The sequence below is a fragment of the Kribbella sp. NPDC006257 genome, from assembly GCF_040613535.1.
Taxonomy (GTDB): Bacteria; Actinomycetota; Actinomycetes; order Propionibacteriales; family Kribbellaceae; genus Kribbella.
On the sequence record NZ_JBEXSJ010000004.1, the window covers coordinates 229513 to 251506 of the forward strand.

General features: G+C 66.9%; 23 protein-coding genes. 12 read left to right on the plus strand and 11 right to left on the minus strand.

Going from position 1 to position 21994, the window contains the following annotated elements; all coding sequences use genetic code 11:
* Positions 1 to 116 precede the first annotated feature (116 nt).
* The 4 genes from ABZ004_RS07225 (at position 117) to ABZ004_RS07240 (ending at position 3413) form a co-directional block, all read left to right on the plus strand.
* Complete coding sequence (locus ABZ004_RS07225; protein WP_355678883.1) at positions 117 to 965, plus strand: DUF72 domain-containing protein; 849 nt, start codon at positions 117 to 119, stop codon at positions 963 to 965.
* 88 nt (positions 966 to 1053) lie between these two features.
* Complete coding sequence (locus tag ABZ004_RS07230; RefSeq protein WP_355678884.1) at positions 1054 to 1227, plus strand: hypothetical protein; 174 nt, start codon at positions 1054 to 1056, stop codon at positions 1225 to 1227.
* The gene (locus ABZ004_RS07235; RefSeq protein ID WP_355678885.1) at positions 1224 to 2414 is read left to right on the plus strand and encodes a hypothetical protein; all 1191 of its coding nucleotides are present in this window, start codon (positions 1224 to 1226) and stop codon (positions 2412 to 2414) included. Before ABZ004_RS07230 ends, ABZ004_RS07235 begins: the two co-directional genes overlap by 4 nt.
* A 180-nt stretch (positions 2415 to 2594) precedes the next feature.
* Positions 2595 to 3413 carry a phosphotransferase gene (locus tag ABZ004_RS07240; protein ID WP_355678886.1) on the plus strand — a complete coding sequence of 273 codons (819 nt, stop codon included), beginning with the start codon at positions 2595 to 2597 and terminating at the stop codon, positions 3411 to 3413.
* Positions 3414 to 3818: 405 nt separating this feature from the next.
* Here the strand turns inward: ABZ004_RS07240 and ABZ004_RS07245 are convergent, their stop codons facing one another.
* Positions 3819 to 4109 carry a PEP-utilizing enzyme gene (locus tag ABZ004_RS07245; protein ID WP_355678887.1) on the minus strand — a complete coding sequence of 97 codons (291 nt, stop codon included), beginning with the start codon at positions 4107 to 4109 and terminating at the stop codon, positions 3819 to 3821.
* 317 nt (positions 4110 to 4426) lie between these two features.
* Between ABZ004_RS07245 and ABZ004_RS07250 the strand changes: the two genes are divergently transcribed.
* Both ABZ004_RS07250 and ABZ004_RS07255 read left to right on the plus strand, forming a co-directional pair.
* Positions 4427 to 4891 (plus strand): hypothetical protein, encoded by a 465-nt coding sequence (locus ABZ004_RS07250; protein WP_355678888.1) that lies wholly within the window; start codon positions 4427 to 4429, stop codon positions 4889 to 4891.
* Positions 4888 to 5520 carry a transcriptional regulator gene (locus ABZ004_RS07255; RefSeq protein ID WP_355678889.1) on the plus strand — a complete coding sequence of 211 codons (633 nt, stop codon included), beginning with the start codon at positions 4888 to 4890 and terminating at the stop codon, positions 5518 to 5520. Before ABZ004_RS07250 ends, ABZ004_RS07255 begins: the two co-directional genes overlap by 4 nt.
* 46 nt (positions 5521 to 5566) lie before the next feature.
* Here ABZ004_RS07255 and ABZ004_RS07260 read toward each other — a convergent pair whose 3' ends face one another.
* Together ABZ004_RS07260 and ABZ004_RS07265 are read right to left on the minus strand one after the other, a co-directional pair.
* Entirely contained in the window at positions 5567 to 6982 is a 1416-nt protein-coding gene (locus ABZ004_RS07260; RefSeq protein ID WP_355678890.1) for a M12 family metallo-peptidase, read from the minus strand.
* An 83-nt stretch (positions 6983 to 7065) separates the two neighbouring features.
* The gene (locus tag ABZ004_RS07265) at positions 7066 to 8511 is read right to left on the minus strand and encodes a pre-peptidase C-terminal domain-containing protein (protein ID WP_355678891.1); all 1446 of its coding nucleotides are present in this window, start codon (positions 8509 to 8511) and stop codon (positions 7066 to 7068) included.
* A gap of 278 nt (positions 8512 to 8789) precedes the next feature.
* Between ABZ004_RS07265 and ABZ004_RS07270 the strand changes: the two genes are divergently transcribed.
* Positions 8790 to 9860, plus strand: a complete 1071-nt coding sequence (locus ABZ004_RS07270; RefSeq protein ID WP_355678892.1) for a glycoside hydrolase family 75 protein — start codon at positions 8790 to 8792, stop codon at positions 9858 to 9860.
* Between the two features lie 62 nt (positions 9861 to 9922).
* Here ABZ004_RS07270 and ABZ004_RS07275 read toward each other — a convergent pair whose 3' ends face one another.
* Positions 9923 to 11203, minus strand: coding sequence for a zinc-dependent alcohol dehydrogenase family protein (locus ABZ004_RS07275; protein ID WP_355678893.1), 1281 nt, complete (start codon positions 11201 to 11203; stop codon positions 9923 to 9925).
* Positions 11200 to 11616, minus strand: a complete 417-nt coding sequence (locus ABZ004_RS07280) for a thioesterase family protein (protein WP_355678894.1) — start codon at positions 11614 to 11616, stop codon at positions 11200 to 11202. The genes ABZ004_RS07275 and ABZ004_RS07280 overlap by 4 nt, the downstream gene beginning before the upstream one ends.
* Before the next feature lie 23 nt (positions 11617 to 11639).
* Here ABZ004_RS07280 and ABZ004_RS07285 point away from each other — a divergent pair, with 23 nt between their 5' ends.
* Genes ABZ004_RS07285 through ABZ004_RS07295 form a run of 3 tightly spaced genes read left to right on the plus strand, consistent with a single transcriptional unit; the run spans position 11640 to position 13779 of the window.
* Complete coding sequence (locus tag ABZ004_RS07285) at positions 11640 to 12284, plus strand: alpha/beta hydrolase (RefSeq protein ID WP_355678895.1); 645 nt, start codon at positions 11640 to 11642, stop codon at positions 12282 to 12284.
* A 25-nt stretch (positions 12285 to 12309) separates the two neighbouring features.
* Entirely contained in the window at positions 12310 to 12822 is a 513-nt protein-coding gene (locus ABZ004_RS07290) for an SRPBCC family protein (protein ID WP_355678896.1), read from the plus strand.
* A gap of 24 nt (positions 12823 to 12846) precedes the next feature.
* On the plus strand, positions 12847 to 13779 hold the full coding sequence (locus ABZ004_RS07295; RefSeq protein ID WP_355678897.1) for an acyl-ACP desaturase: 933 nt from the start codon (positions 12847 to 12849) through the stop codon (positions 13777 to 13779).
* A gap of 1 nt (position 13780) precedes the next feature.
* Here ABZ004_RS07295 and ABZ004_RS07300 read toward each other — a convergent pair whose 3' ends face one another.
* Complete coding sequence (locus ABZ004_RS07300; RefSeq protein WP_355678898.1) at positions 13781 to 14413, minus strand: MerR family transcriptional regulator; 633 nt, start codon at positions 14411 to 14413, stop codon at positions 13781 to 13783.
* Between the two features lie 76 nt (positions 14414 to 14489).
* Between ABZ004_RS07300 and ABZ004_RS07305 the strand changes: the two genes are divergently transcribed.
* Together ABZ004_RS07305 and ABZ004_RS07310 are read left to right on the plus strand one after the other, a co-directional pair.
* The gene (locus ABZ004_RS07305) at positions 14490 to 14963 is read left to right on the plus strand and encodes a DUF4188 domain-containing protein (RefSeq protein ID WP_355678899.1); all 474 of its coding nucleotides are present in this window, start codon (positions 14490 to 14492) and stop codon (positions 14961 to 14963) included.
* Positions 14964 to 15069: 106 nt separating this feature from the next.
* Positions 15070 to 16350 carry an MFS transporter gene (locus tag ABZ004_RS07310; protein WP_355678900.1) on the plus strand — a complete coding sequence of 427 codons (1281 nt, stop codon included), beginning with the start codon at positions 15070 to 15072 and terminating at the stop codon, positions 16348 to 16350.
* A gap of 9 nt (positions 16351 to 16359) precedes the next feature.
* On the opposite strand, the gene ABZ004_RS07315 is transcribed toward ABZ004_RS07310, so the two are convergent.
* The 5 genes from ABZ004_RS07315 to ABZ004_RS07335 all read right to left on the minus strand — a co-directional run bounded on the left by ABZ004_RS07315 (position 16360) and on the right by ABZ004_RS07335 (position 21978).
* On the minus strand, positions 16360 to 16677 hold the full coding sequence (locus ABZ004_RS07315) for a MerR family transcriptional regulator (RefSeq protein ID WP_355678901.1): 318 nt from the start codon (positions 16675 to 16677) through the stop codon (positions 16360 to 16362).
* A gap of 727 nt (positions 16678 to 17404) precedes the next feature.
* Positions 17405 to 18661: an ABC transporter permease gene (locus ABZ004_RS07320; protein WP_355678902.1), complete on the minus strand. Its 1257-nt coding sequence runs from the start codon at positions 18659 to 18661 to the stop codon at positions 17405 to 17407.
* A gap of 137 nt (positions 18662 to 18798) precedes the next feature.
* Positions 18799 to 19497, minus strand: coding sequence for an ABC transporter ATP-binding protein (locus ABZ004_RS07325; protein ID WP_355678903.1), 699 nt, complete (start codon positions 19495 to 19497; stop codon positions 18799 to 18801).
* Positions 19498 to 19615: 118 nt separating this feature from the next.
* Positions 19616 to 20920, minus strand: coding sequence for a peptidoglycan-binding protein (locus ABZ004_RS07330; RefSeq protein ID WP_355678904.1), 1305 nt, complete (start codon positions 20918 to 20920; stop codon positions 19616 to 19618).
* Positions 20917 to 21978 carry a hypothetical protein gene (locus ABZ004_RS07335; RefSeq protein WP_355678905.1) on the minus strand — a complete coding sequence of 354 codons (1062 nt, stop codon included), beginning with the start codon at positions 21976 to 21978 and terminating at the stop codon, positions 20917 to 20919. The genes ABZ004_RS07330 and ABZ004_RS07335 overlap by 4 nt, the downstream gene beginning before the upstream one ends.
* Between the last annotated feature and the right edge of the window lie 16 nt (positions 21979 to 21994).

The window sequence follows — 21994 nt, forward strand, 5'->3', positions numbered from 1 at the left end:
TTCCTTCCCTGCCCCCCGCTTTCCTTGCCTGACCCCCACCCGCCTTCCTTCCCTGCCCCCCGCTTTCCTTCCCTTCGTTGCTCTTTTTGTCGGCCGGCTTCGATAGCGTTGGTGTCATGCGGTTGCATGTGGGGTGCGCGATGTGGACGCACGCGCCCTGGCAGGGCAGCCTGATCCCGCATCCGCTGCCTCCTTCCGAGCGCCTCCGTGCCTACGCAAGCTGGTGCAACGCGGTCGAGGGCAACACGACCTTCTATGCGACGCCTTCTGTTTCTTCGGTGGAGAGTTGGGCAGCGCAGACCTCTCCGGATTTCCGGTTCTTGGTGAAATTGCCGAAGGAGCTCACGCACGAGCAGCGGCTCCGGCGTACGGACGCTTTGGTGCGGTCGTTCTTCACGGCGATGGAGCCGCTCGGGCCGCGCAACCACGCGTTCTGGATCCAGTTGCCGGCCTCCTTCGCGCCGGGTGATCTCGGCGTACTGGCTGCGTTCCTGCACGGGTTGCCACGCTCCTATCGGTACGCCGTGGAGGTGCGGCATCCGTCGTTCTTCGACGACGAGCGCTCGGCCCGGCAACTCGAACAGGTCCTCGGCCGGGTGGGTGCCGAGTGGGTTCCCTTCGACACGGTGACCCTGTTCAGTAGACCCGCCTCGAGCTACGCGGAGCGCGATGCCTGGATGAAGAAGCCCCGCGTACTACGACGGTCGCGCGCGCTCACCGCGACGCCGATCGTCCGGTACATGGGGCGTGACGATCCCTCGCTCACGATTGCGGGCTGGGACTACCTCGTCGGGGCCGTCGTGGAATGGCTGGGCGAAGGGCGGTCGCCGACTGTCTTCCTGCATACGCCCGACAACGTCGACGCACTGACGCTGGCCCGGCGCTTCTACTCTGCGGTCGCTGCCGTTGTGCCGTTGGAGCCGCTGCCTGAGCCGTTGCCGGCCGCGCCGCCGACGCTCTTCTGACTTATCCACAGCTGGGAAATCCGCGGCTGAGTTCTTCTTGCTTCTCCATATGTTCTCCGGCGAGTAGCCAATCTCCCGGAGGACCGCGATGGATCACGAGACCCCTTCAACCCCAACTTCAACCTCAGAACGTCGGGCGCAAGCCGACTGGCTGATCGCCGAACTACGCCGCCGAGCCACCCTGGCCGACGCCGCGGACCAACACGACCTCCGCCGATCCGCCGACTCCCTCGTCCGCCTGGCAACAGCCCTCCGCGGATGACCACCACCGAATCCACCACCGCCGACGGCACCGCCTCTGCGTCGGCGGGGCCCACGCGAATGAGGCCGGCCAACGAACTGAACGCCGTGCCGCATCTTCCCGGCGACGGACTCGCGCGGCGGACGCCCAGTGACGAGATCTCCGCCGCTTTGCACCTCGTCAATTCACCCCGGTACGTCGGGCGCTCGCCGGGCCCACCCGATTCGCTGCCGGCCTTGCTGGTCGCGCATGCCGAGGCGGCCGTCGCCGTGAGCGGAGCCGACCGGACCGCCTGGAACGGTCACATCATCGAGGCCGGTGAAGGGATCCTCGGTGTCGCCCACTGGGACGGGACGCTGCATCTGGATCGCGAGTGCATCCTCGATCCACTGCGTGAGCTCTATGCGGATCCAGGGAGCAGACAACCGGATGACGCACTCATCCGTTGCCGCGAAGCCTTGGTGACGGTACTGCACGAGCAATCTCATTTCCTCGGCCCAGCCGACGCGACCCAGGATGCGGCTCGGGTTGCCTTCCGACTACCCGGTGCCCGCGCCTTGGAGGAAGGAGTCGCCGAAGCGTGGGCACACGATCACCTCAACGAGTACGTGACCCGGCTCGGTATCGACGAAGTTGCCCCCGGCATCAATGAGGTCCGCAGCACACCGTCGTACCAGGCCTTCGTTCCCGCCGTCCGGGTCCTGACCGCCGACCTCGACCGACGGGCCGGCCTCCCGCGCGGCTCAACCCTCGACGCCCTCAACCGCCAGACCGCCGAGGGCCAATGGCCCCTCATCATCGACTCGGCCTACCGCTCGAGCCGCCTCCCCGACCTGGTCCCACCCGACCGCGAACAATCCGTCCGCCTCCACCTGGAAACAACCCTCCGCACCTCGTTCGCCGACCTCGCTCAACTCGAGTCCCTCCCCCGAGACCTCGCCGCCACCAAATCCCGAGCCGCCGGCCACCACACCGTCCACCGCCTCACCCAGGAGATCGCCACCACCGAAGCCATCTTCGACCACCCCAAACCCCAGCCCACCCCAACCCTCGACCCTCCAACCACCCTCCCCCTCCGAAAAGCCCTCTCCGGCCTAACCCCACCCCTCCGCACTCCCCCGCCCTCCACACCGGCCGACCGACCAACCACCGCCGCACTCACCCGAAAACCCCAACACCTATCCGCCGGACCGGTGCACCACAGATAGCGCCATTCCAACCGCACTCGCTCACCCTCACTCATCTCGGCGATCGCACGCCCGACGCCACCTGCAGCACCACTCCTCAACCACAGCAGCAGATTCCACGACCGTTGCCCTCTCGCCTCGCATTCACCCACCACGGAAATCCCCGCGACGGCTACTCGCGTCAAGGGCACAATCAGACGGGTGAAAGAGACGCGATCCGCCGACACCACGAAGACCGACGATGTTCTGTCCGTCGACGATGTAGCTGAGATCGAGGAGGTTTTGGTCGGGGGGAATGTTGCTGACGGGGTGGTTCGGGTTGGGGAGACGGTGCGGAAGCCGGCTTCGGGGGCGACGGCGGGGGTTGAGGCGGTATTGGACCATCTGGAGCGGGTCGGGTTCGAGGGGGCTCCTCGGACGCTGGGGCGAGATGATCGTGGGCGTCATGTGTTGGAGTACATCCCCGGCAGGCTTGCGGACGTGCCGTCGACCTTCAGCGTTGATGAGTTGCGGCGACTTGGTGGGATGGTTCGAGAGCTGCATGACGCGATGGCGAGCTTTCGTCCACCTGCGGATGCTGCCTGGGATGTGGTGATTCCTGATCCGACCGGCGGAGATCTCATCTGCCACAACGATCTGGCACCGTGGAACCTGGTCATCGACGGCGACCGCTGGGTCTTCATCGACTGGGACGGCGCCGGCCCAGGTTCACGACTCTGGGACCTCGGCTACGCCGCCAGTGGATTCGTACCCTTTCTGCCGAACGGTGATGTCGCTACGGACGCACCCCGGTTACGCGCCTTGGTCGATGGTTACGGGCTGGACGAGGACGAACGCCGGAAGTTCCCCAGTCTGATCGCCGCCCACACGCGAGGGATGTACGACCTGCTCAGATGCGGCTCGGAGACCGGCGAGCAACCCTGGGCCCGCCTGTACGCCGAGGGCCACGGCAACCACTGGGGCCCCGCCGCCCAGTACATCGAAACCAACCACGACACCTGGATCAAAGCCTTGCTCTGAACTCCCGACAACATCCCCGCCGCGACGCCCCCGGGCAGCTCCGCGACCCCGGCAGCTCCGCGCACCGCGATCAGACCAGCGACCATCGCGATCAGACTGGGGACGAGCACCGCGATTAGACCGGCGAGCACCGCGATCGGACCGGCGAGCAGCGGAACGGGGTAGACCAACGGCGATCTCGTCGTACGTCATGCCCTCGATGTTGCAGAGCTGCCGGTGGCGGCTGGCGGGTGAACAAGCATCTGCGCAAGCGCAGAGTCAGCGGGGACATCGGTGGTGCCGGCTGTGGGTGGGGGAAGGAGCGGGGCACCACCGGAGGAGGGGGCGCGACAGGTGCCGGTCGTGCAGCGCCGCCGGCGCGCCCGGGGTGGGTCGCCGAGGACTCCGGGCAGGCTGCCGAGGCTGTTACTCGGTCGTCCACACCGTTCGGACCTGGACGGTCCCGGCGCTTCCGTTGATTGTGAGGTGGTCGCCTGTCCGTACCTTGTCGAGGAGGAGAGGCACACCCAGCACAGCGGGGATGCGACGTTCTCGAGCAACGATCGCCGCATGGGACAACCGGCCACCGAATTCGGTGACGACGCCGGCGATCACGCCGAAGAGCACGGTCCACGCCGGATCTGTCGACCGGCAGATCAGGAGCTCACCGGCAACAACCTCCTCGAAACCGTCGACTCCCTCGACAACCCTTGCCACCCCACGCACAACACCCGGACTCCCCGCCCTGCCCCGAAGTACCAAACCCTCACGTCCCCCGCCTAGAACCTCCACCAAAGCCCACCACCCTCTCTCCTAGAACCCGCTGATCTCTCGCCAGAACTCACTGGCCTCTCTCCCAGAACCCACTGATCTCTCCGTCAGAACCCCCGCTGGCCTCTCTGCCCGAACCCCACTGACCTCTCGGTCAGAACCCAGTGGTCTCTCTGCCTCAGCCCACTGACCCGGTGGCCGCCATCCTTGCAGAGTTTCAACGGAATGTTGACAACTAGTTGTTGAAGCGGGATGGTTCCCCGGTGAGTGGAGCTGAGCGGGGCAAGGCGGCGGTAGGAGATCAACTGGCGGCTGAGCGGGAGCGGACGGCCAGGAATGTGCTGCTGGAGGCGGGTGCCGACACGCTTGATCGGCGGCCTTGGCAACCGAAGCCGGTGCCGCCGTCGGCGGTGGATCTGATCCAGTACTTCGTCTGGCAGTCGAGCCGGACCGTGGCGCCCGCGCAAGCTGCCCGTCAGGGGCAGTCAGATCCTGACGACTCCTCAGCGAGAGTCCAAGCGCTGGCGGCGTTGGGGCTGTTGCGAGCGGCTCGGGCGGAGGTTGATCAGTTGGAGACCGGGCTGCTGTTCGCAGCCAGAGACCTCGGGTTGACCTGGGCGCAGATGGCGACGGCGCTGGGACTGAACTCGCCGCAAGCCTGTCAGCAGCGGCTCGATCGGCTGCTCGCCAGAGGAGACCAAGCACACGCCGACGGGGTGGACCAATGAGCCAGGGGTCGGCGACGGAGTTGCTGGTGTTGCACGCCGTTCGGCTCAAAGGGATGGCCGATGCCGAGGCAGTCGCCCGGAGGTTCGGGGTCGAGCGCGTGAAGGCGGCCGAGTTGTTGCTCGATGCGCAGGCGTTCGGATGGATCAGTTGGTCGGAGTTCGCCGGCACAGGCGGGTGGTCGCTGACCGAAGCGGGGAGAGCGGAGAACGAGCGGCAACTGGCGGCGGAGCTCGACGAGATCGCGGGTGGTCGCGAGCGCGTGCGTACGGCGTACGAGGTGTTCTTGCCGTTCAACACCCGGCTTCAGAAGGCCTGTACCGATTGGCAGTTGAGGCCGACTGCGGCGGATGCGTTCGCCTTCAACGACCACAGCGATGACGCGTGGGACAAGGCGGTGATCGATGAGCTTCAGAGACTGGATCGAGAGCTCGGGTTGGTGGTCGAGCAGTTGAGCGCCGTGCTCGATCGGTTCCAGGGGTACGGCACCAGGTTCAATCGAGCGCTCGGCAGGGCGATGGCGGGTGAGGCGGCAGGGGTCGACGGAACAGGAGTCGACTCCTGTCACACCGTGTGGTTCGAGTTGCATGAGGATCTGATCGCGACGCTGGGGCTACAGCGCGGCGAGTGAGACCTGCGGTTGGTCGCCCCGCCAGAGGACGACCAACCGCAGGAGATCAGCTCGGGTTGATCGCGAGGGAGTAGGCCCCGCGGCTCCCGTAGGTCGAGTAGCCGGTGTTCAGCGGGTTGCCGTAGCCGGTGTTGTCGACCCGGAGATAGTACGTACCGGGCTGCAGGTTGCTCGTGAGGGTGGCGCCGAGACCTGTCGGCGTACCGGCGTCGCTCTGGCCCGAGTCCGGGTTGGCAGAGGTGACGACGGCGCCGGCGCTGTTGAGCAGGTCGAGCTTGATGTCCAGGTCGCCACCGAGTGCGGCAGCGCTGGCCGTTGCGGTGTAGTTGCCTGCGGCACCGACAGTGATCTTGTAGACGTCCATGTCGGACTCAGCGGCGATCACGCCGGTGGCAGTCGCTCCGACGGCGAGGGCGGCAGCAGCCCCAGTGCTGTCACCGACCTCGTCCGCACGGAGCGCCAATCCATGGCTGCCGATGACGGCGTAGTCGTCCTCGGTGTTGTTGGCGCCGGAGTACTCGCCCTTGCTCCACTGGCTGATCCCGCGGTAGTAGCCGACGCCCATGATCGGCGCCCAGGAGCCGTGGCCCTCGTAGTACCCCACGGATGCGGTGCCGTCGTGGTTGAGGCCGACGTTGTGACCGGCTTCGTGCGAGGCTGCCTCGGCGATGTTCTTCGCTCCGGTGCCGACGCCCTTGGTGAAGACCAGCGCCGGCTGGTAGTAGTCGTGGTTGCCGCTCGTGTCGTAGACGCCGATATAGGCGACGCCGCCACAGCCGCAGTCGGTCTGGTACCAACCGGTCGGATCGATCACGACCCGCGTGCCGTACTGCAGGTCGTTCGCATCGGTGCGGTTGATCGCATCCTGCGCCGGCTGCTGCGTCGTCACGTCGACATCGAACGGGGCGTAGTCCTCCGCAACCCGCGCCCAGACTTCGTGTACGACGTCCTGCTCGGCAGTACTGAAGACGGCAGGGTTCCCATCCGTGTCGTACGCCGTGACGTTCACCGGGTCGACATTCTTGGACGAGTTCCACGCGGTCCCGGTGATCGTGTGGCCGTCGAAGTCGAGATAGAGCACCCGGTTCGAGCCGGCCTTGCTGTGCAACTCGAAGGCAGGACCGTCGGCTGCGGCAACCGACTCTTTGGCCCAGCGAGGCGATGCCTCCGGTGCCTTCTGGGCGGTGGTCAGACCTGGTTCGCGGAAGAACAAGCGGCCCTGCGCATCGAGCCAGCTGGTCTTGTCGGTCGCAAGCGTGTCGCGCAGTCGAGCCTCGGTCAGACCGTTGAGCTGGGCGAGCTCGCCCAGCTTGGACTGCACTTTGGGAAGTGCAGCCAAGCCGGGTGTGGGCTGACCGAGGAGCTGGGCATCAGCTTGGTTGCCTGTAGCAACGGCCAACGCTCCGAAAACTACTGCACCGGCACTGACCAACGCACCGGTACGGCGGAATTTGCCAATCATTCGGAATCCTCCTCAAGGACTCCCCCCGAAAACAAAAGCAAAGGCGAGGTGCTGAAAAATGAGCCCCCGTTACGCAGTACCGGCTAGCCGGCGGTGACACCGACCGAGTAGGCGCCGCGGCTGCCGTACGTCGAGTAGCCGGTGTTCAGCGGGTTGCCGTAGCCGGTGTTCTCGACGCGCAGGTAGTAGCGGCCAGCGGCCACCTGCTGGCGGATGCTCGCGCTCAGCCCGGTCGGCGTACCGGAGTTGGTCTGACCCGCCGCCGGATCGGCCGTGGCGACGACCGTGCCGGCCGAGTTCAGCAACTGGAGCTTGATGTCCAGGTCACCGCCGACCGCTGCCGAGTTCGCCGCGAAGGTGAACGTGCCGGCCGCCAGGTCGATCCGGAAGGTGTCGACGTCGGCGTCGTTCGCGTAGATCCCGTTGACGGCCGTACCGAGGCTCAGGGCGGTAGCATCGGTGGTTCCGTTCCCGTGATCGTCCGCGCGCAGCGCCAGGCCGTTCTGGCCGATCACCGCGAAGTCGTCTTCCTTGTTGTTGGCGCCGCTGTACTCACCTTTGCTCCACTGGCTGATCGCCTTGGAGTAGCCGACGCCCATGATCGGCGCCCATGCGCCGTGTCCGGAGTAGTAGCCGACCGAGGCGGTGCCGTCGTGGCTGAGCCCGACGTTGTGACCGGCCTCGTGCGAGGCGGCCTCGGCGATGTTCTTCGCGCCGGTGCCGACACCCTTGGTGAAGACCAGGGCCGGCTGGTAGTACGCGTGCTGGCTGCTGCTGTCGTAGACGCCGACGTACGCGACGCCGCCGCAACCACAGCCGGACTGGTACCAGGTGGTCGGGTCGATCACGACGCGCGTGCCGTACTGCTGGTCGGCCGAGCCGGAGCGATCGATCGCGGACTCCGCCGGCGCCTGCGTGGTCACGTCGACGTCGAACGGCGCGTAGTCCTCGGACACCCGGGCCCACACCTCACGGACCACGGCCTGCTCGGCGGCACTCCAGTTGCCGGTGTCGCCGTCGGTGTCGTACGCCGTGACGTTCACGCTGGACGGTTTGCCGTTCGTGTTCCACGCGGTGTTGGTGATCGTGTGGCCGTCGAAGTCGAGGTAGATCACCCGGTTCGATCCGGCCTTGCTGTGCAGCTCGAACGCCGGCCCGGCCGCGGCGGCGGCCAGCCTCTTCTTCGACACCTTCGAGGCGGTGGCGGCCTTCTCCTTGGCGGTGGCGGCCGGCTCCTTGAAGAAGAGCTTGCCGTCCTTGTCCAGCCAGCTCGTCTTGTCCGTGGCGAGGATCTGCTGGAGCTTGAGCTCGGCGATCCCGTTCCGCTCGGCCAGATCGGCGAGGCGCGGCTGGAGCTTGGCGAGCGCGGCCTTGCCCTGCAAGGGCTGACCGGCGAGAAGTTGGTCGAGCGGGACCGGCGACGGTCCCTGCTGGGCGTCTGCCTGGTTGCCGGCGACGATCGCCAGCGCACCGAACAACACGGCACCGGTACCTACGAGCGCACCGGTTCGGCGGAACCTGCTCTGCATCTGGGGCCCTCCTCAGGGACTCCAAGCGCGCCGTTACGGGGCGGACGGCGCGCTGGTCTCACATCTCGTGCGCCTCCGCGCACTGTGCGTAGCCTGCCCGACGGTTGTCCGGATGTATACGGTTTGGTTTCAATTTAACGTTTGCTTGCTCGGTAAGCCTTTTCCCTCAATAGCGCCCCTTCCGCGGTTCCGGAACCAACTACTGGTCACGACCTCTTGACGGACCGCAACCAGGGTCTGACAGTTAGGAAAGTTTACTAACTATAGAGAGGTGAACGATGCGCATGTTCCGCCCCCTCGCACTCGCCCTCGCACTGATCGGCAGCGTATTGCTGGTGTCGACAGGCACGACTCCGGCCTCGGCCGCGACCACCACGTACCAGGCCGAGAACGCCACCCGGTCGCAAGGTGTCGTCGAGTCCAACCACGCCGGCTACACCGGCACCGGGTTCGTCAACTACGACAATGTGACCGGCTCCTCGGTCACCTTCACGGTGAACATCGGGACCGCCGGCAGCGCCGCACTGGCGTTCCGGTACTCCAACGGCACCACCGTGAACCGGCCGATGACGATCGCCGTCGACGGCACCACCGTCGCGACACCGCAGTTCGCCAGCACCAGCGTGTGGACCACCTGGAACACCACCACGGTGAACACCACGCTGTCAGCCGGCTCGCACACCATCAAGGCCACCGCGACGACCGCCAACGGTGGCCCCAACCTCGACTCGCTGACCGTCACGGACGCCGGTGGCGGCGGTGGCGGTGCGCCGACCGCGGCCGAACTGCTCGCCAAGGTGACCACCTGCAGCCAGATCTCCAACGGCACCTACAAGACCGACGAGGAGCTCGGCCGGACCATCCCGGTCTGCGGCAAGAACGGCGCCGTCTTCTGGAAGGCCGACATGGACATCGACTGCGACGGGATCCGGACCTCGCAGTGCAACGAGAACACCGACTGCTGCTTCCTGCCCGACACCGCCTTCCACACGTCGAGTGACCAGCCGCTGAACGCAGCCCAGCTCCCGTACGTCGTGGTGCCGAGTCCCAGCAGCACCTGGAACTACGAGAACTTCCAGATCGCCGGTGGCGGTGTGGTCGCCGTCATCTACAACAACCAGGTCACCTATGCGGTAGTCGGTGATACCGGACCGACGGACATCATCGGCGAGGCGTCGTACGCCGCTGCGGTTCAGCTAGGGATCAACCCGGATCCGAGCAACGGTGGTACGGACTCGGGCGTGACCTACATCGTCTTCAAGAACTCGACCATCAACCCGATCGAGAACCACGACCTGGCCGTCTCCCAGGGTCAGCAGCTGGCCCGGACCTTCATCAACAACAACTAGTCCGTACTACGTACGCGGTGGTGGCGGTCGGCTTTCTGGCTGACCGTCGCCACCGTGTTCTTTCAGAAGACGAGCACCTGGCGAATCGCCGTACCGGATGCGAGGGTGTCGAAGGCTTCGTTGAGGTCGTCGAGGCCGACTGTCGAGGTGAGCAGGCGATCGACCGGGAGCCGGCCGGCGCGGTAGAGGGCGATGTAGCGGGGGATGTCGCGGCTGGGGACGGCTGAGCCGAGGTAGGAACCTTTGAGGGTGCGCTCCTCGGCGACCAGGCTGACGGCTGGGATGCTCAGGGTTTGCGAGGGGTGCGGCAGGCCGACGGTGACGGTGGTGCCGCCGCGACGCGTTGCGGCGTACGCCTGAGCCAGTACTGCGGCGCTGCCGACCGTCTCGAAGGCGTAGTGCGCGCCGCCGTCGGTGGCTTCCCGGATCTGCCCTACCGTGTCGTTGCCTCGGGCATCTATTGCGTGGGTGGCGCCCAAGGACAGGGCCAGCTCGAGCTTCTGCGGTACGACGTCGACCGCGACGAGCGGGTTGGCTCCGACGAGCGCAGCACCCAGGAGCGCGGAGAGACCGACGCCACCGAGACCGAAGACGACGGCGCTCTGACCGGCTTGCACGCGAGCGGTGTTGACGACCGCACCGACGCCGGTCATCACCGCACACCCGAACAGCGCAGCGATCTCAGGCGGAAGCTCAGAATCAATCTTCACCGCCGAACGAGCAGACACCACTGCATGGTCGGCAAATCCAGAAACTCCCAGGTGGTGGTGGACGTGGGAGGAGCCCGGCGCCCCGGAGGGCGAGCTACCGCCGCCCGATGCAGCGAGACGGCGCTCGCCGGAGAGCAGAGCGCCGGCGGTGTCGCCGGTACGCCGCTCGCCAGCGGGCGAGCTACTGCCGCCCGGAGGAGCGGTGGTCGGGCGGGGCCCGTCGGCCGCGGCGGGGGCGGGCGCGAGCCTCCGTTCGCCTGAGAGGAGGGTGCCTGCTGTGTTGGCTGCTGCGCCTGGTTCGCAGAGGGCGGGGCGGCCTTCGGCGCATGGGGGGCAGGTGCCGCAGGCGGGGACGAAGGCGAAGCTGACGGTGTCGCCGAGGGTGAAGTCGGGTGACTCGGACTGGATGACCTCGCCGGTGGCTTCGTGGCCCAGGAGCATCGGCATGACTCGGGGGCGGGAGCCGTCGATGACGGAGAGGTCCGAGTGGCAGAGGCCGGCGGCGCGGATGCGGACGAGAAGTTCGCCGGGGCCGGGTGGGGCGAGCTCGATGTCCTCGATGGTGAGCGGTCGCGATACGGCGTACGGGCTGGGTAGGCCCATCTCGCGGAGGACGGCGCCGCGGACGATCATCCGGTGATTCCTTCCAGGGCGGTGCGGAGCTGGGCGGGGATCGGAGTGGGACGGCGATCGGTGCGGTCCACGAAGACGTGCACGAAACGGCCGGTCGCTGCCGGGTCGTCGGAGCCTGCGCGGAAGAGGCCGATCTCGTAGTGCACGCTGGAGTTACCGAGCTTCGACACCCGCAGCCCGGCGTCCACGGAGTCCGGGAACGCGAGCGACTGCTTGAAGGTGCACTGCGACTCCACACAGAGCCCGATCACGTCGCCGCCGTGGATGTCGAGTCCACCGGAACGGATCAGGAAATCGTTGATCACGGTGTCGAAGAAGCTGTAGTACTCCACGTTGTTCACGTGCCCATAGACATCGTTGTCCTTCCACCGCGTACCGATCCCCAGGAAATGTGGATACCCGCTCCGCTCCATCCGCCCACCATAAGGTCCTGTCCATGACCTATGTCCTGATCCCTGGCGCGGGATGTACGCCGTGGCACTGGCACCTGCTGACCGCCGAACTCCAGTCCCGCGGCCAGGACGTCATCGCTGTCGACCTCCCCTGCGACGACGAGTCGGCCGGCCTCAGCTCGTACTGCGAGGCGGTGGTGAGCGCGGTCGGTCGGCGTACCGAGCTGGTGGTCGTCGCCCACTCGCTGGGCGGGTTCACGGCGCCTGCTGTGTGCGAACGGTTGTCGGTGGATCTCCTCGTCTTCGTGGCCGGCATGATCCCGCTACCTGGAGAGAGGGTGAACGACTACTGGGGGCATACGGACTACAAGTGGGACGGCGACCCGGACTCGGACTACTTCTTCCAGGACTTGCCGCCCGAGCTTGCCGCTGAGGCCAGGCGGCAGTTGCAACCGCAGGCCGGGAAGCCAATGGATGACCCCGCGCTGTTCGACCGGTGGCCGGACGTGGCGACGCGGGCGGTGATCGCGACCGAGGATCTGCTGTTCCCGGCTGATTACCTGCGGAGGCTGACGAGCGACCGGCTCGGGTTCGCGCCGGACGAGTTGCCTGGTGGGCACTTCCCGATGCTCGGACACCCGGGCGAATTGGCCGAGTTGCTGGAGAGGTATCGGGAAATGTCGAGATAGGTGGCGGCGGGGCGACGTTGTCGGCATGGATGACTACGGAGTTACTGGGGCGACGGTTGAGGTTCGGGTGCTGGTGGACGCGCGGGTGGAGGCCGTCTGGAGCTGGATCACCGATGTGGCGGGGTACGGCGCGTGGAGTCCGGAGTGTGTGTACGGCGCCTGGTTGGACGGGGTTGATGGGCCGGCGGCGGGGGCTTGGTTCGAGGCGCGGAACGAGTTCGCGGACGGGTTCAAGACCGAGGTGCAGTGCCGGGTGACGGCGGCCGAGGAGCCGGTGCGGTTCGGGTGGGACGTGTTCGGTGGCGAGGACGAGCCGTTCGCGCACTGGGAGTACGAGCTGGCGGCGCAGGGTGAGCAGACCTTGATCCGGCAGTGGTTCACGCACGGGCCGGGCGACAGCGGGATGCGGCACGGCGTACTGGCTGATCCGGCCCGGGCCGAAGCGGTGAAGCAGAGCCGGCTGGATCAGCTCGGGCGGAACATGGAGCTGACCATCGCGGCGATGGTGCGCAGCCGCTCCGAACCTACGGATGCGTAACTTACGGTGCCGTAGGCTAGGGGGATGGATGCCAAGCTGGTGACGAATCTGCTGCATGAGCTCGAGCCTGTGGTCGAGGAGAACCTCGAGCGGCACCTGAAGATCACCAAGAACTGGAATCCGCACGACTACGTGCCGTGGAGCGAGGGGCGCGACTTCGCCTTCCTCGGCGGCGAGGACTGGGCGCCGGAGCAGTCCCGGCTGGACCCGGTCGCCAAGGTCGCGATGATCACCAACCTGCTGACCGAGGACAACCTGCCGTCGTACCACCGGGAGATCGCCACCCAGTTCGGGCTCGACGGCGCCTGGGGAACGTGGGTCGGCCGATGGACCGCGGAGGAGGGCCGGCACGGGATCGCGCTGCGCGACTACCTCGTCGTCACCCGGGGCGTCGACCCGGTCGAGCTGGAAGTCGCCCGGATGGCGCACATGACCGCCGGGCACCAGGTCGACAAGAACATGCTCGAGGCGATCGCGTACGTCAGCTTCCAGGAATTGGCGACCCGGGTGTCGCACCGCAACACCGGCAAGGCGACCGGCTGCCCGATCGCGGACCAGCTGCTGCTCCGGATCGCGACCGACGAGAACCTGCACATGATCTTCTACCGCAACCTGGTCGCCGCGGCGTTCGAGGCGGCACCGAACGAGACGATGCGCGCCGTCACCAACGAGGTCCGCGACTTCTCGATGCCGGGCGCCACCATGGAGGGCTTCGCCCGGAACTCGGTGACGATCGCGAAGGCCGGCATTTACGACCTGCGCCTGCACCACGACGAGGTGGTCGCCCCGATCCTGCGTAACTGGAAGGTCTTCGAGCGCGAAGACCTCTCCGGCGACGGCGCGAAGGCCCGCGACGAACTCGCCGAATTCATGACGGCGCTGGACGCCCAGGCGAGCCGCTTCGTAGAACAGCGCAGCCGCCTGCTCGAACGCCAGGCCGCCCGAGCTCAAGCCTGAGTTACAGGCAAGGGCGAGTTCGTACTGCGTTGTAGCGGTGGGCTGAGGCGTTTTGCTGGGCCAGGCGGCGGAGGGCCAGGAGGACCGGGGCGCCTAGCGCGGTGATGACGACTGTGGCTTCTACGGTTTCTGCGCGGGTGCCGGTGGGGAGGTGGGCGACGTCGGCGTCGCCTACTTGCTCGGCTGCCATCAGGTAGCTGTCCAGTAGTAGAGGGTCTAGCGGGTGACCTACTCGATCCAGGGCGTCTAGCGCGCTGGCTAGGAGGACTCGGTCCAGGGAGTCTTCGTCGACTCGCCAGCCGTGGTCGGCGAGGAGTTCGTTGACCCGAGCGAGGGACTCGTCGGTGGCCTCGAGTTTGTCGGGTCGCAGGGCGCCGTGGGCTGCGCCGAGTACGTCGTGGAGTTCGCGGGACTCCTCGTCGACGGCGGAGAGCACGTCGCGGACGCGGGCAAGGGTGAGGCCGCCTGCCTCGACGAGGGCGCGGATCAGGCGTAGTCGGCGGACGTGCGATTCGTCGTACCGGGCTCTGGTGGCGCCGACCGCTTCGCCGGCGGGCAGCAGGCCTTCGCGCAGGTAGTACTTGATCGTTGCCACCGGCACGTCGGTCTGCCGGGACAGTTCAGCGATCCACATTGGTCTCTCCCTCTTGACTTTTGGAGAGTATCACTTTCCAATATTGGGGAGCTTAACTATCCAAAAGGAGTCGATGATGGAGATCGTCGAGGGGCGGCAGACGGCGGCGTACGACAAGGACGTCGTGGTGTTTCTGATCGGGATGCGGGTGAACAAGCTGCGAGCTTGGCGGCAGTGGCTGCCGGTCACGAAGGCGATGAGCCCGATGCTGCGCGAGCTGTCCGCCGATCCGGACAGTGGGCTGCTCGGGTTCCGCGTGTTTCCGGGGCTGCGGACGACGACGATGCTGCAGTACTGGGAGTCGGCCGAGAAGTTGCAGGCGTTCGCGAACGACCCGGATCGCACGCATCGGCCGGCCTGGACGCAGTTCTTCAAGCTCGCATACAAGGGCGGCAATGTGGGGATCTGGCACGAGACGTACGTCGTACCGGCCGGCAATTTCGAGACCGTCTACGGCAACATGCCACTCCTCGGGCTCGGAACCATCGCAGGCGTAGTCCCCGCCAACACCCGCGGCCGCACGGCCCGCGAACGCCTCACCAAGAAGTAGAGCGCGCCACGGATGAGGCGGGCGGGATCGCCGCCCTGGGTGGCTCCGGGGCTTGCGGGGGTTGTTGCCGGCGGCGGGTGCGGGGAGCGGCGGTTACAGTGCACGCGTGCAGTTCATCCGGGATCTCGGCAGGCTGTTGCGGCGTGGGGATTTCCGGCGGTTGTTCGCGGTCCGGCTGACGTCGCAGTTCGGCGACGGCGTCTTCCAGGTGGCGCTGGCGGCGTACGTGCTGTTCTCGCCGGAACGCGCGCCGGACGCCGCGGCGATCGCCGGGCTGTTCGCGGTAGCGCTTCTCCCGTTCTCGATCCTCGGCCCGTTCACCGGCGTCCTGCTCGATCGCTGGTCGCGGCGGCAGATCCTCTTCGGCGCGAACCTCACCCGCGCCGCCCTGGTCCTGGTCGTCGGCGCGATCGTTGCCCTAGGCAACGCCGGGGTGCCGTTCTACCTCGCCGTCCTGCTCACTCTCGGCGTCAACCGCTTCCTGCTGTCCGGCCTCTCCGCCGGCCTCCCGCACGTCGTCGAGCAGGACGAACTCGTGATGGCGAACGCGGTCACCCCCACCTCGGGTACCGCGTCCTTCCTGATCGGCGGCGGCTTCGGCGCCGGCGTCAAACTCGTCTCCGACTCGGACCTGACAGTTCTCGGTACGACGGCCGCCATCTACCTCGCCGCCGCCCTGCTCGCCCTGCGACTCAGCCGGAACCAGCTCGGCCCCGACCTCACCGGCGACGAACCAGGAGTCGTCGAAGCCATCCGCGGCATCGTCGCCGGCCTGATCGACGGCGGCCGGCATCTCAAGGAACGCCGCCAGGCAGCCCTCGGGCTCGCCGCGATCGGCTCGCTCAGATTCTTCTTCGGCCTCGTCACCGTCGCGATGATCCTGCTGTATCGCAACAAGTTCTACGGTCCCGGTCAACTGGACCAAGCCTTCGGCGCACTGGCGATCGCCACCGGTGCAGTTGGTGCGGGCCTCTTCATCGCCGCCCTGGTGACACCTTGGGCAACGCGAGTCCTGACTCTGCGGCGCTGGGTCACCGTGCTCTTCGTCGCAGCCGCAGTAGTGACAGCGATCCCGGGCGGTCTCTACACGCAACCCGCGATCCTCGTTTCGGGATTCCTCACCGGCTTCTGCGCGCAAGGCGTGAAGATCAGCGTCGACACGCTCGTCCAGACGGGGGTCGACGACGTCTACCGGGGCCGGGTGTTCTCGCTCTACGACATGATCTTCAACGTGGGACAGGTCTCCGCCGCCGCACTCGGCGCCGTGATCCTGCCCGACGACGGGAAGTCCTACCCGGTGCTCACCTTCGTGGTCCTGGGCTTCTTCCTCACTGCGCTCATCTACTCGCGGCTGTCAGCAACCCGCCGCGAGCCCGCTACTCCCTGAGCCCGAGCGCTAACCCTGCTCCCTCATCTGTTCGTTGATCCGCAGGGCTTCGGCAAGCTGGTCCTCCAAGATGATGATCCGGCAGGCGGCCTCGAGGGCGGTGCCCTGGTCGACGAGTTCGCGGGCACGGGCGGCGATGCGCAACTGGTAGCGGGAGTAGCGGCGGTGGCCGCCCTCCGAGCGTTGCGGCGTGATCAGCTTCGCCTCGTCCAGGCTGCGGAGGAATCCGGGGGTGGTGCCGAGCATCTCGGCGGCCCGGCCCATCGTGAAGGCGGGGTAGTCGTCATCGTCGAAAGTGGCCGACGGTCCTGCTGGGGTTGAGCTCATCGGTATCTCCGTGTGCAAATCTGGGGTCATCGAACCTCCGTGTCGAAGGGCCCCGGTGCCGAAGCACCGGGGCCCAGGGGTTTTGGATTGTCACCATCTACCGGCCGTGCGGCCGGTTCTTACCTGTCCGCAGAACGCCACGTGAAGGCCGTCACTGCGGGGATCGCTGAATGCGTAACCGAAGACCACCTTCCCATCTGATGGAACTACGGCACCCGCCCGGCGAAGTACTGGCACTGGCGGGCGATCCGACGGTGTAATCCTTCCCTTCTCTCTCGTACTACAGCTACTTACTTACCTACTGCTACCTCAATTACAAACAGCAACTACAACTACGCACTGCTACTACGACTACGGAACTGCTCACTTCAACTGCTAACTGCTAACTGCCACTTCAACTACAAACCGCAACTTCAACTGCTAACTGCCACTTCAACTGCTACTGCTACTGCCAACTACAAACTGGTACTTCGATCCATCAAGTCTGGAACCCTGCTCAACCACTGGCTCCACAGACTCTGATCCTGGCGTGAGACCCGAGCCCCTTCACTGATCGGCCCGGCGGAATCCGCCGTCGTACGAACTACACAATCACACTCTTGGACAGGACGTTAGCTGTCCACCTCAGCTTCGCTGTTCTTCTCTGTCAACACGAGTAACATTACACACGCCAGAGCCGAATGTCTACTTTGGTCAGGATAGATATTTGTAAAGACCCAGAGAAGCTTCAGGTGCCGCGGAGGGCGGTGATGGGCTGGATGGCGGAGGCCTTCCAGGCCGGGTAGGTGCCGGCCACGAGCCCGATGAACGCACCCAGGAACGGCGAGCCGAACGACAGCGAGCTGGACAGGATCGGCGTCCAGTCCTTGCTCCACGAGACGCCGACGGTGAGCAGTACGCCGACCGCAGTACCGAGGAGACCGCCGAGGAACCCGACCAGCACGCTCTCGACCAGGAACTGCACCGCGACGTGTCGTCGCGCGGCGCCCAGGGCTCGTCGCAAGCCGATCTCGGAGACACGCTCCAGGACCGACAACAACGTCACGTTGGCGATGCCCAGACCGCCGACCAGCAAGGCGACCGCACCCAGCAGGAGGAACAGAGCGTTCAGGTCGTTCTGCACACCCTTCCGTACGCCGCCCTGTGCCGGCGGCGCGTCGACCTTCAGCGTGCTCGGGTTGTTCGGGTCGATGGCGACCGGTGCCTGCTTGGCGATCAACTGCGCCGCGCCGACCTGGGTCCGGATCTCCAGCGAGTCCGGCGCCTCAAGCTCGTACTCCGCTTTGGCGGTCCCGTTCGGCATGATCACCGAGTCGAGTAGATCGGCACGGCCGCTGACCTCGTCGAGGATCCCGACCACCGTGTACGCCTGCTCGCCGATGAAGACGGCCGGCTGCGAGTCGACCCGGTTGATCCCCAGCCGGTCGGCCGCGTTCTTGCCCAGCACCACCACGTGGTCGGCGCGCGCGTCGTGGCCGGCGTCGAAACAGCGTCCGGTGCGGAGCTTCCCGCGGACCGCGTCGAACAGGCCGGGCGAAGCGGCCAGCACGCTCAGCGCGTGGCCGTCCTTCTGGGTGTCGAGACCTGCGACGCTGCGGACCAGGTCGTCGCCGACGTTGACGGCGCTCACCGTGCCTGCGGCATCGACGCCGTTCAGCCTGCTGATCCGGTTGGGTGCGTCCCAGGGCAACTGCGTCGCCGCCTGGTCTTCCTGACCGCCCTTCGAGTCGGGTGAGACCACGACGCGGGTTGCTGCGGCGAGGTCGAAGCGCTGGGTGATCTGCCCGCTCGCTGTCTGACCGAGCCCGACCGTCGCAACCAACGCTGCAATACCCAGCACCGTGCCGAGCGTCGTCAGAATCAGCCGGGTCGGTCGTGCCGCAACCCCAGCCAACGCCTCATCCAGCAAATCCCGTACCGCGGGCCCGCCGGCCCGCCGCTTCCGGCCCGCCCGGCGGCGCGACCCGGCCCCTCGCCGGATCACCCCCGCCAGTGCGAGCCGGAAGCGGCTGAATGGTGAAGTGGACGGCTCGCCGGCGGGATCCGGGGAGCCGGTTCGTGGGGTGGTCGGCTCGCCCGGACCGCCGGTTCGGGGCGGGAATGGCTCGCCCGGTTCCGGGCCTACCACTGGAGGGTTCCGTCGACTATGCGGACCTGGCGTTGGGCTCGTTGGCTGACGTGGTCGTCGTGGGTGATGACGGCCAGTGTCATGCCCTCGTGGTGAAGTTCGTCGAACACTTCGAGGATCGCCTCCGCGTTGACGCTGTCCAGGTTGCCGGTGGGTTCGTCGGCCAGGAGCAGACTTGGTTCGGCGACCAGGGCCCGGGCGATGGCTACCCGTTGGCGTTCACCGCCGGACAGGACGCCCGGCCCGAACTCCATCCGGTGGGCGAGGCCGACGCGTTCGAGGGCGACCCGGGCCCGCGCCATCCGTTCCTTCCGCGGCACCCCGACGTACACCATCGACAGCGCGACGTTCTCCAGCACCGTGCGGTGGTCGAGGAGATGGAAGGACTGGAAGACGAAGCCGATCCGTTCGCCTCGGAGTACGGCCCGGCGCCGCTCGCGCAGGCTCATCGTGTCGACCCCGTCCAGCCGGTAGACCCCGCCGGTCGGGTTGTCGAGCAGCCCCAACAGATGCAGCAGCGTCGACTTCCCGGACCCGGACGGCCCGACGATCGACAGGTACTCGCCCTCCCGGATCGTCAGATCCACCTCGCGAATCGCCTGCACCTCAGGCGGTCCGGGAAAGAACCGCCGTACGCCGATCATCTCCACCACCGGAGCCGGCAAGGCAACGGCCGTCATCTGCGAGGTCATCGGGCCTCCCGGGCTGGACTGAGGAGTGGAGGGAGCGAAGCGACCGGAGGGACGAGGGAAGACCGGGAGTTGAGCCCGATGACCCGCCGAGCCGGAGGCGAGGCCAAAAGCACGGTGCTCATTTGCCGACCACCACTTGGTCGCCTTCGGACAGTTTGGTGTCTCCGATCGGCGAGACCTCGGCGTAGCCGTCGGCTGAGAGGCCGACCTTGACCGGCACCAGATCGGTCTTTCCGTCGCGCTGTACTTCGACCCGCGAGCCACCGTCGGGTCCCGCGGACAATGCGGCCACCGGTACGGCGAGCACCTTCCCGTTCGTACTCTTGACCGGAATGGTGACCCGGACGTTCGCGTCGCGGAGCAACTCCAGCGCGTGCGGCGTGAGCGACTTGGGCGCCACCACCACGTCGTACTGGTCCGCGTTCTTGCTGATCCGGCGGATCGTGGCCGGCACGATGGTGCCGTCACCGAGGTCGAGGCTGGCCGTCATCCCGGCCTTCAGTAGTTCCTTCGTCTGCGCGTCCACCTTGATCGTGACGACCAGCGAGGCGCCGCTGGCCGACATCACCACGCCGTTGACGGTGCCGCCGCGTTCGACCTTCACGTCGTCGACCCGGCGCGGCAGCGTCTTCACGAAGACGACCTCGGAGACGGGCAACGGCGTACCGGCCTTGGCCCTGGCATCGGCCAGCGCGTCCTCGGCGTCGTCGAGCGCCGTCTTCGCATCGTTCACAGCGCCCTGCTCGACCGAGAGATCCTTCTTTCCCGGACCCGGCGCCGCCTTGGCCTGCTTGAGCGCCCGTTCCGCCTGCCGGAGCGCGTTCTTCAACTGGTCGACGTTCTTCTTCGCGCGGTCGACCGCCTCGGTCAGCTGCTCGCCCGGTTCGGGCGCGTCGTACCCGGCCGCCTGGTACAGCTCCTCGACGGCATGCGCGGTGTTGCTGTCGTACTTGCTGTCCACCGTCCCCGGGTCGAACCCGAGCCGGTCGAGCGTCTGCTCGAGCTGCAGCACGTCCGGCCCCTTGCTGCCCGGAGCGAGCGATCGATACATCGGCAGTACGCCGGCCAGGCCGATCACCGGACGCCCCGCGATCTCCAGCAGCGCCTTGCCCTCCTTCAGCGTCGACCCGACCGTCGGGACCTTGCCGGTCACCACGGCCGGGGTGGTCAGCCCGCTCGTCTCGACCCGGATGTTCACCGCGCCGTCGAAGGAGGTGTCACCGCGGGCGACCACCTTGCTGGCAAGTGCCTTCTTCTCCACCGGCACGGTGATCTGGGATGCCTTCGGTGGAGCAGTCTTTGCGGCGGCGTCCTCCGGCGAGGTGATGCGGCTGCCCGCGGCGACACCGACGCCCAGCGAGAGCGCGGCGACCGTGGACACCCCGACGAGCACCCGCCGGCGGGACTTGGGCGAAGCGGTCACCGGTTCGCCGTTCCGTCGCGGTACGCCTCCAGCTCGGTCTTGTGACTGGCGACGAACTCCTTCTCCAGCTCGAACTGCGCCTTCTTGTACGACGCGTCGTACCCCTTCGCCTTGCAGCCCTGGTCGGCCTTGGCCAGCTCGATCTCGAACTTCCGCAGATCCGCCAGCTTCTGCTGGTCGACCTTGTCGAACGACGGCGGCCCGCCGAAGGTCACCTTGCTGGGACCGGGCGTCTTGGTCTCCGGTTTCTTCCCCTGCAGCTCGTCCAGCTTGTCGCTGACCTTCTGCCGCGGCTCGTCGACCTTCTTGAACCCGGGATGGCCGGCGTCGGCGAGGCAGTCGGACCAGGCTGCGGTCGCGTCCACCACCCGCTGGTCGCTGTCGATCCGCTTCCGCAACGCCTCGATGTCCTTGAACAACGACTCGTACTTGCTGAAGTCGAACGCCTGGTCGCGCTTGCCGTAGACGGCATCGGCGGCCTTGCCCCGGCAGCCGGTGTCCATCTTCTTGCCGCCCTTCCCGTCGGCCGGCACCGCGATGACCCCGCCACCACCACCGAGGTCCCCGTTCAGTGCCTTGTCGTAGGCCTTCTTCGCGGTGGCGGAGAGTTTGTTGCGGATGGTGGTGTTCGGATTCTTGCTGTCCGCGTCCTTGCCGATCTTCGACCAGTCGATGGTGCTGATGCCGTAGCCGTACTGCTCGGCGAACTTGTCCTTCGGCAGGTTGAACGCGTCGTTGAACTTGGACTTCGGGTTGGCTTCCGGCGGCACGGCGACGTAGTCGAAGCCGGCCGTCTTCATGCAGGCGGCAGTCGAGTCCTCGATCTTGCGCTGGTTCGCCAGCTGCTGCTCGTCGGACTCCTGCGGGCCGATCGCCCGGGAGACCGTGAAGCCTCCGTTTCCGGAGCCGGCGGTGAACCCGTCCCCCATGTACTCCGCGAGCGGGCTCTTGTCGTCGCTCTCGACCGGTTTCTTGTCCGCCCCGGGCGTGCTGGCCCCGCAGCCGGCCAGTGCCAGCACGGCGACCAGCGAGAGTGCTTTGCGTGAGTTGATCTTCATGAGTGGGAGCGTGGCC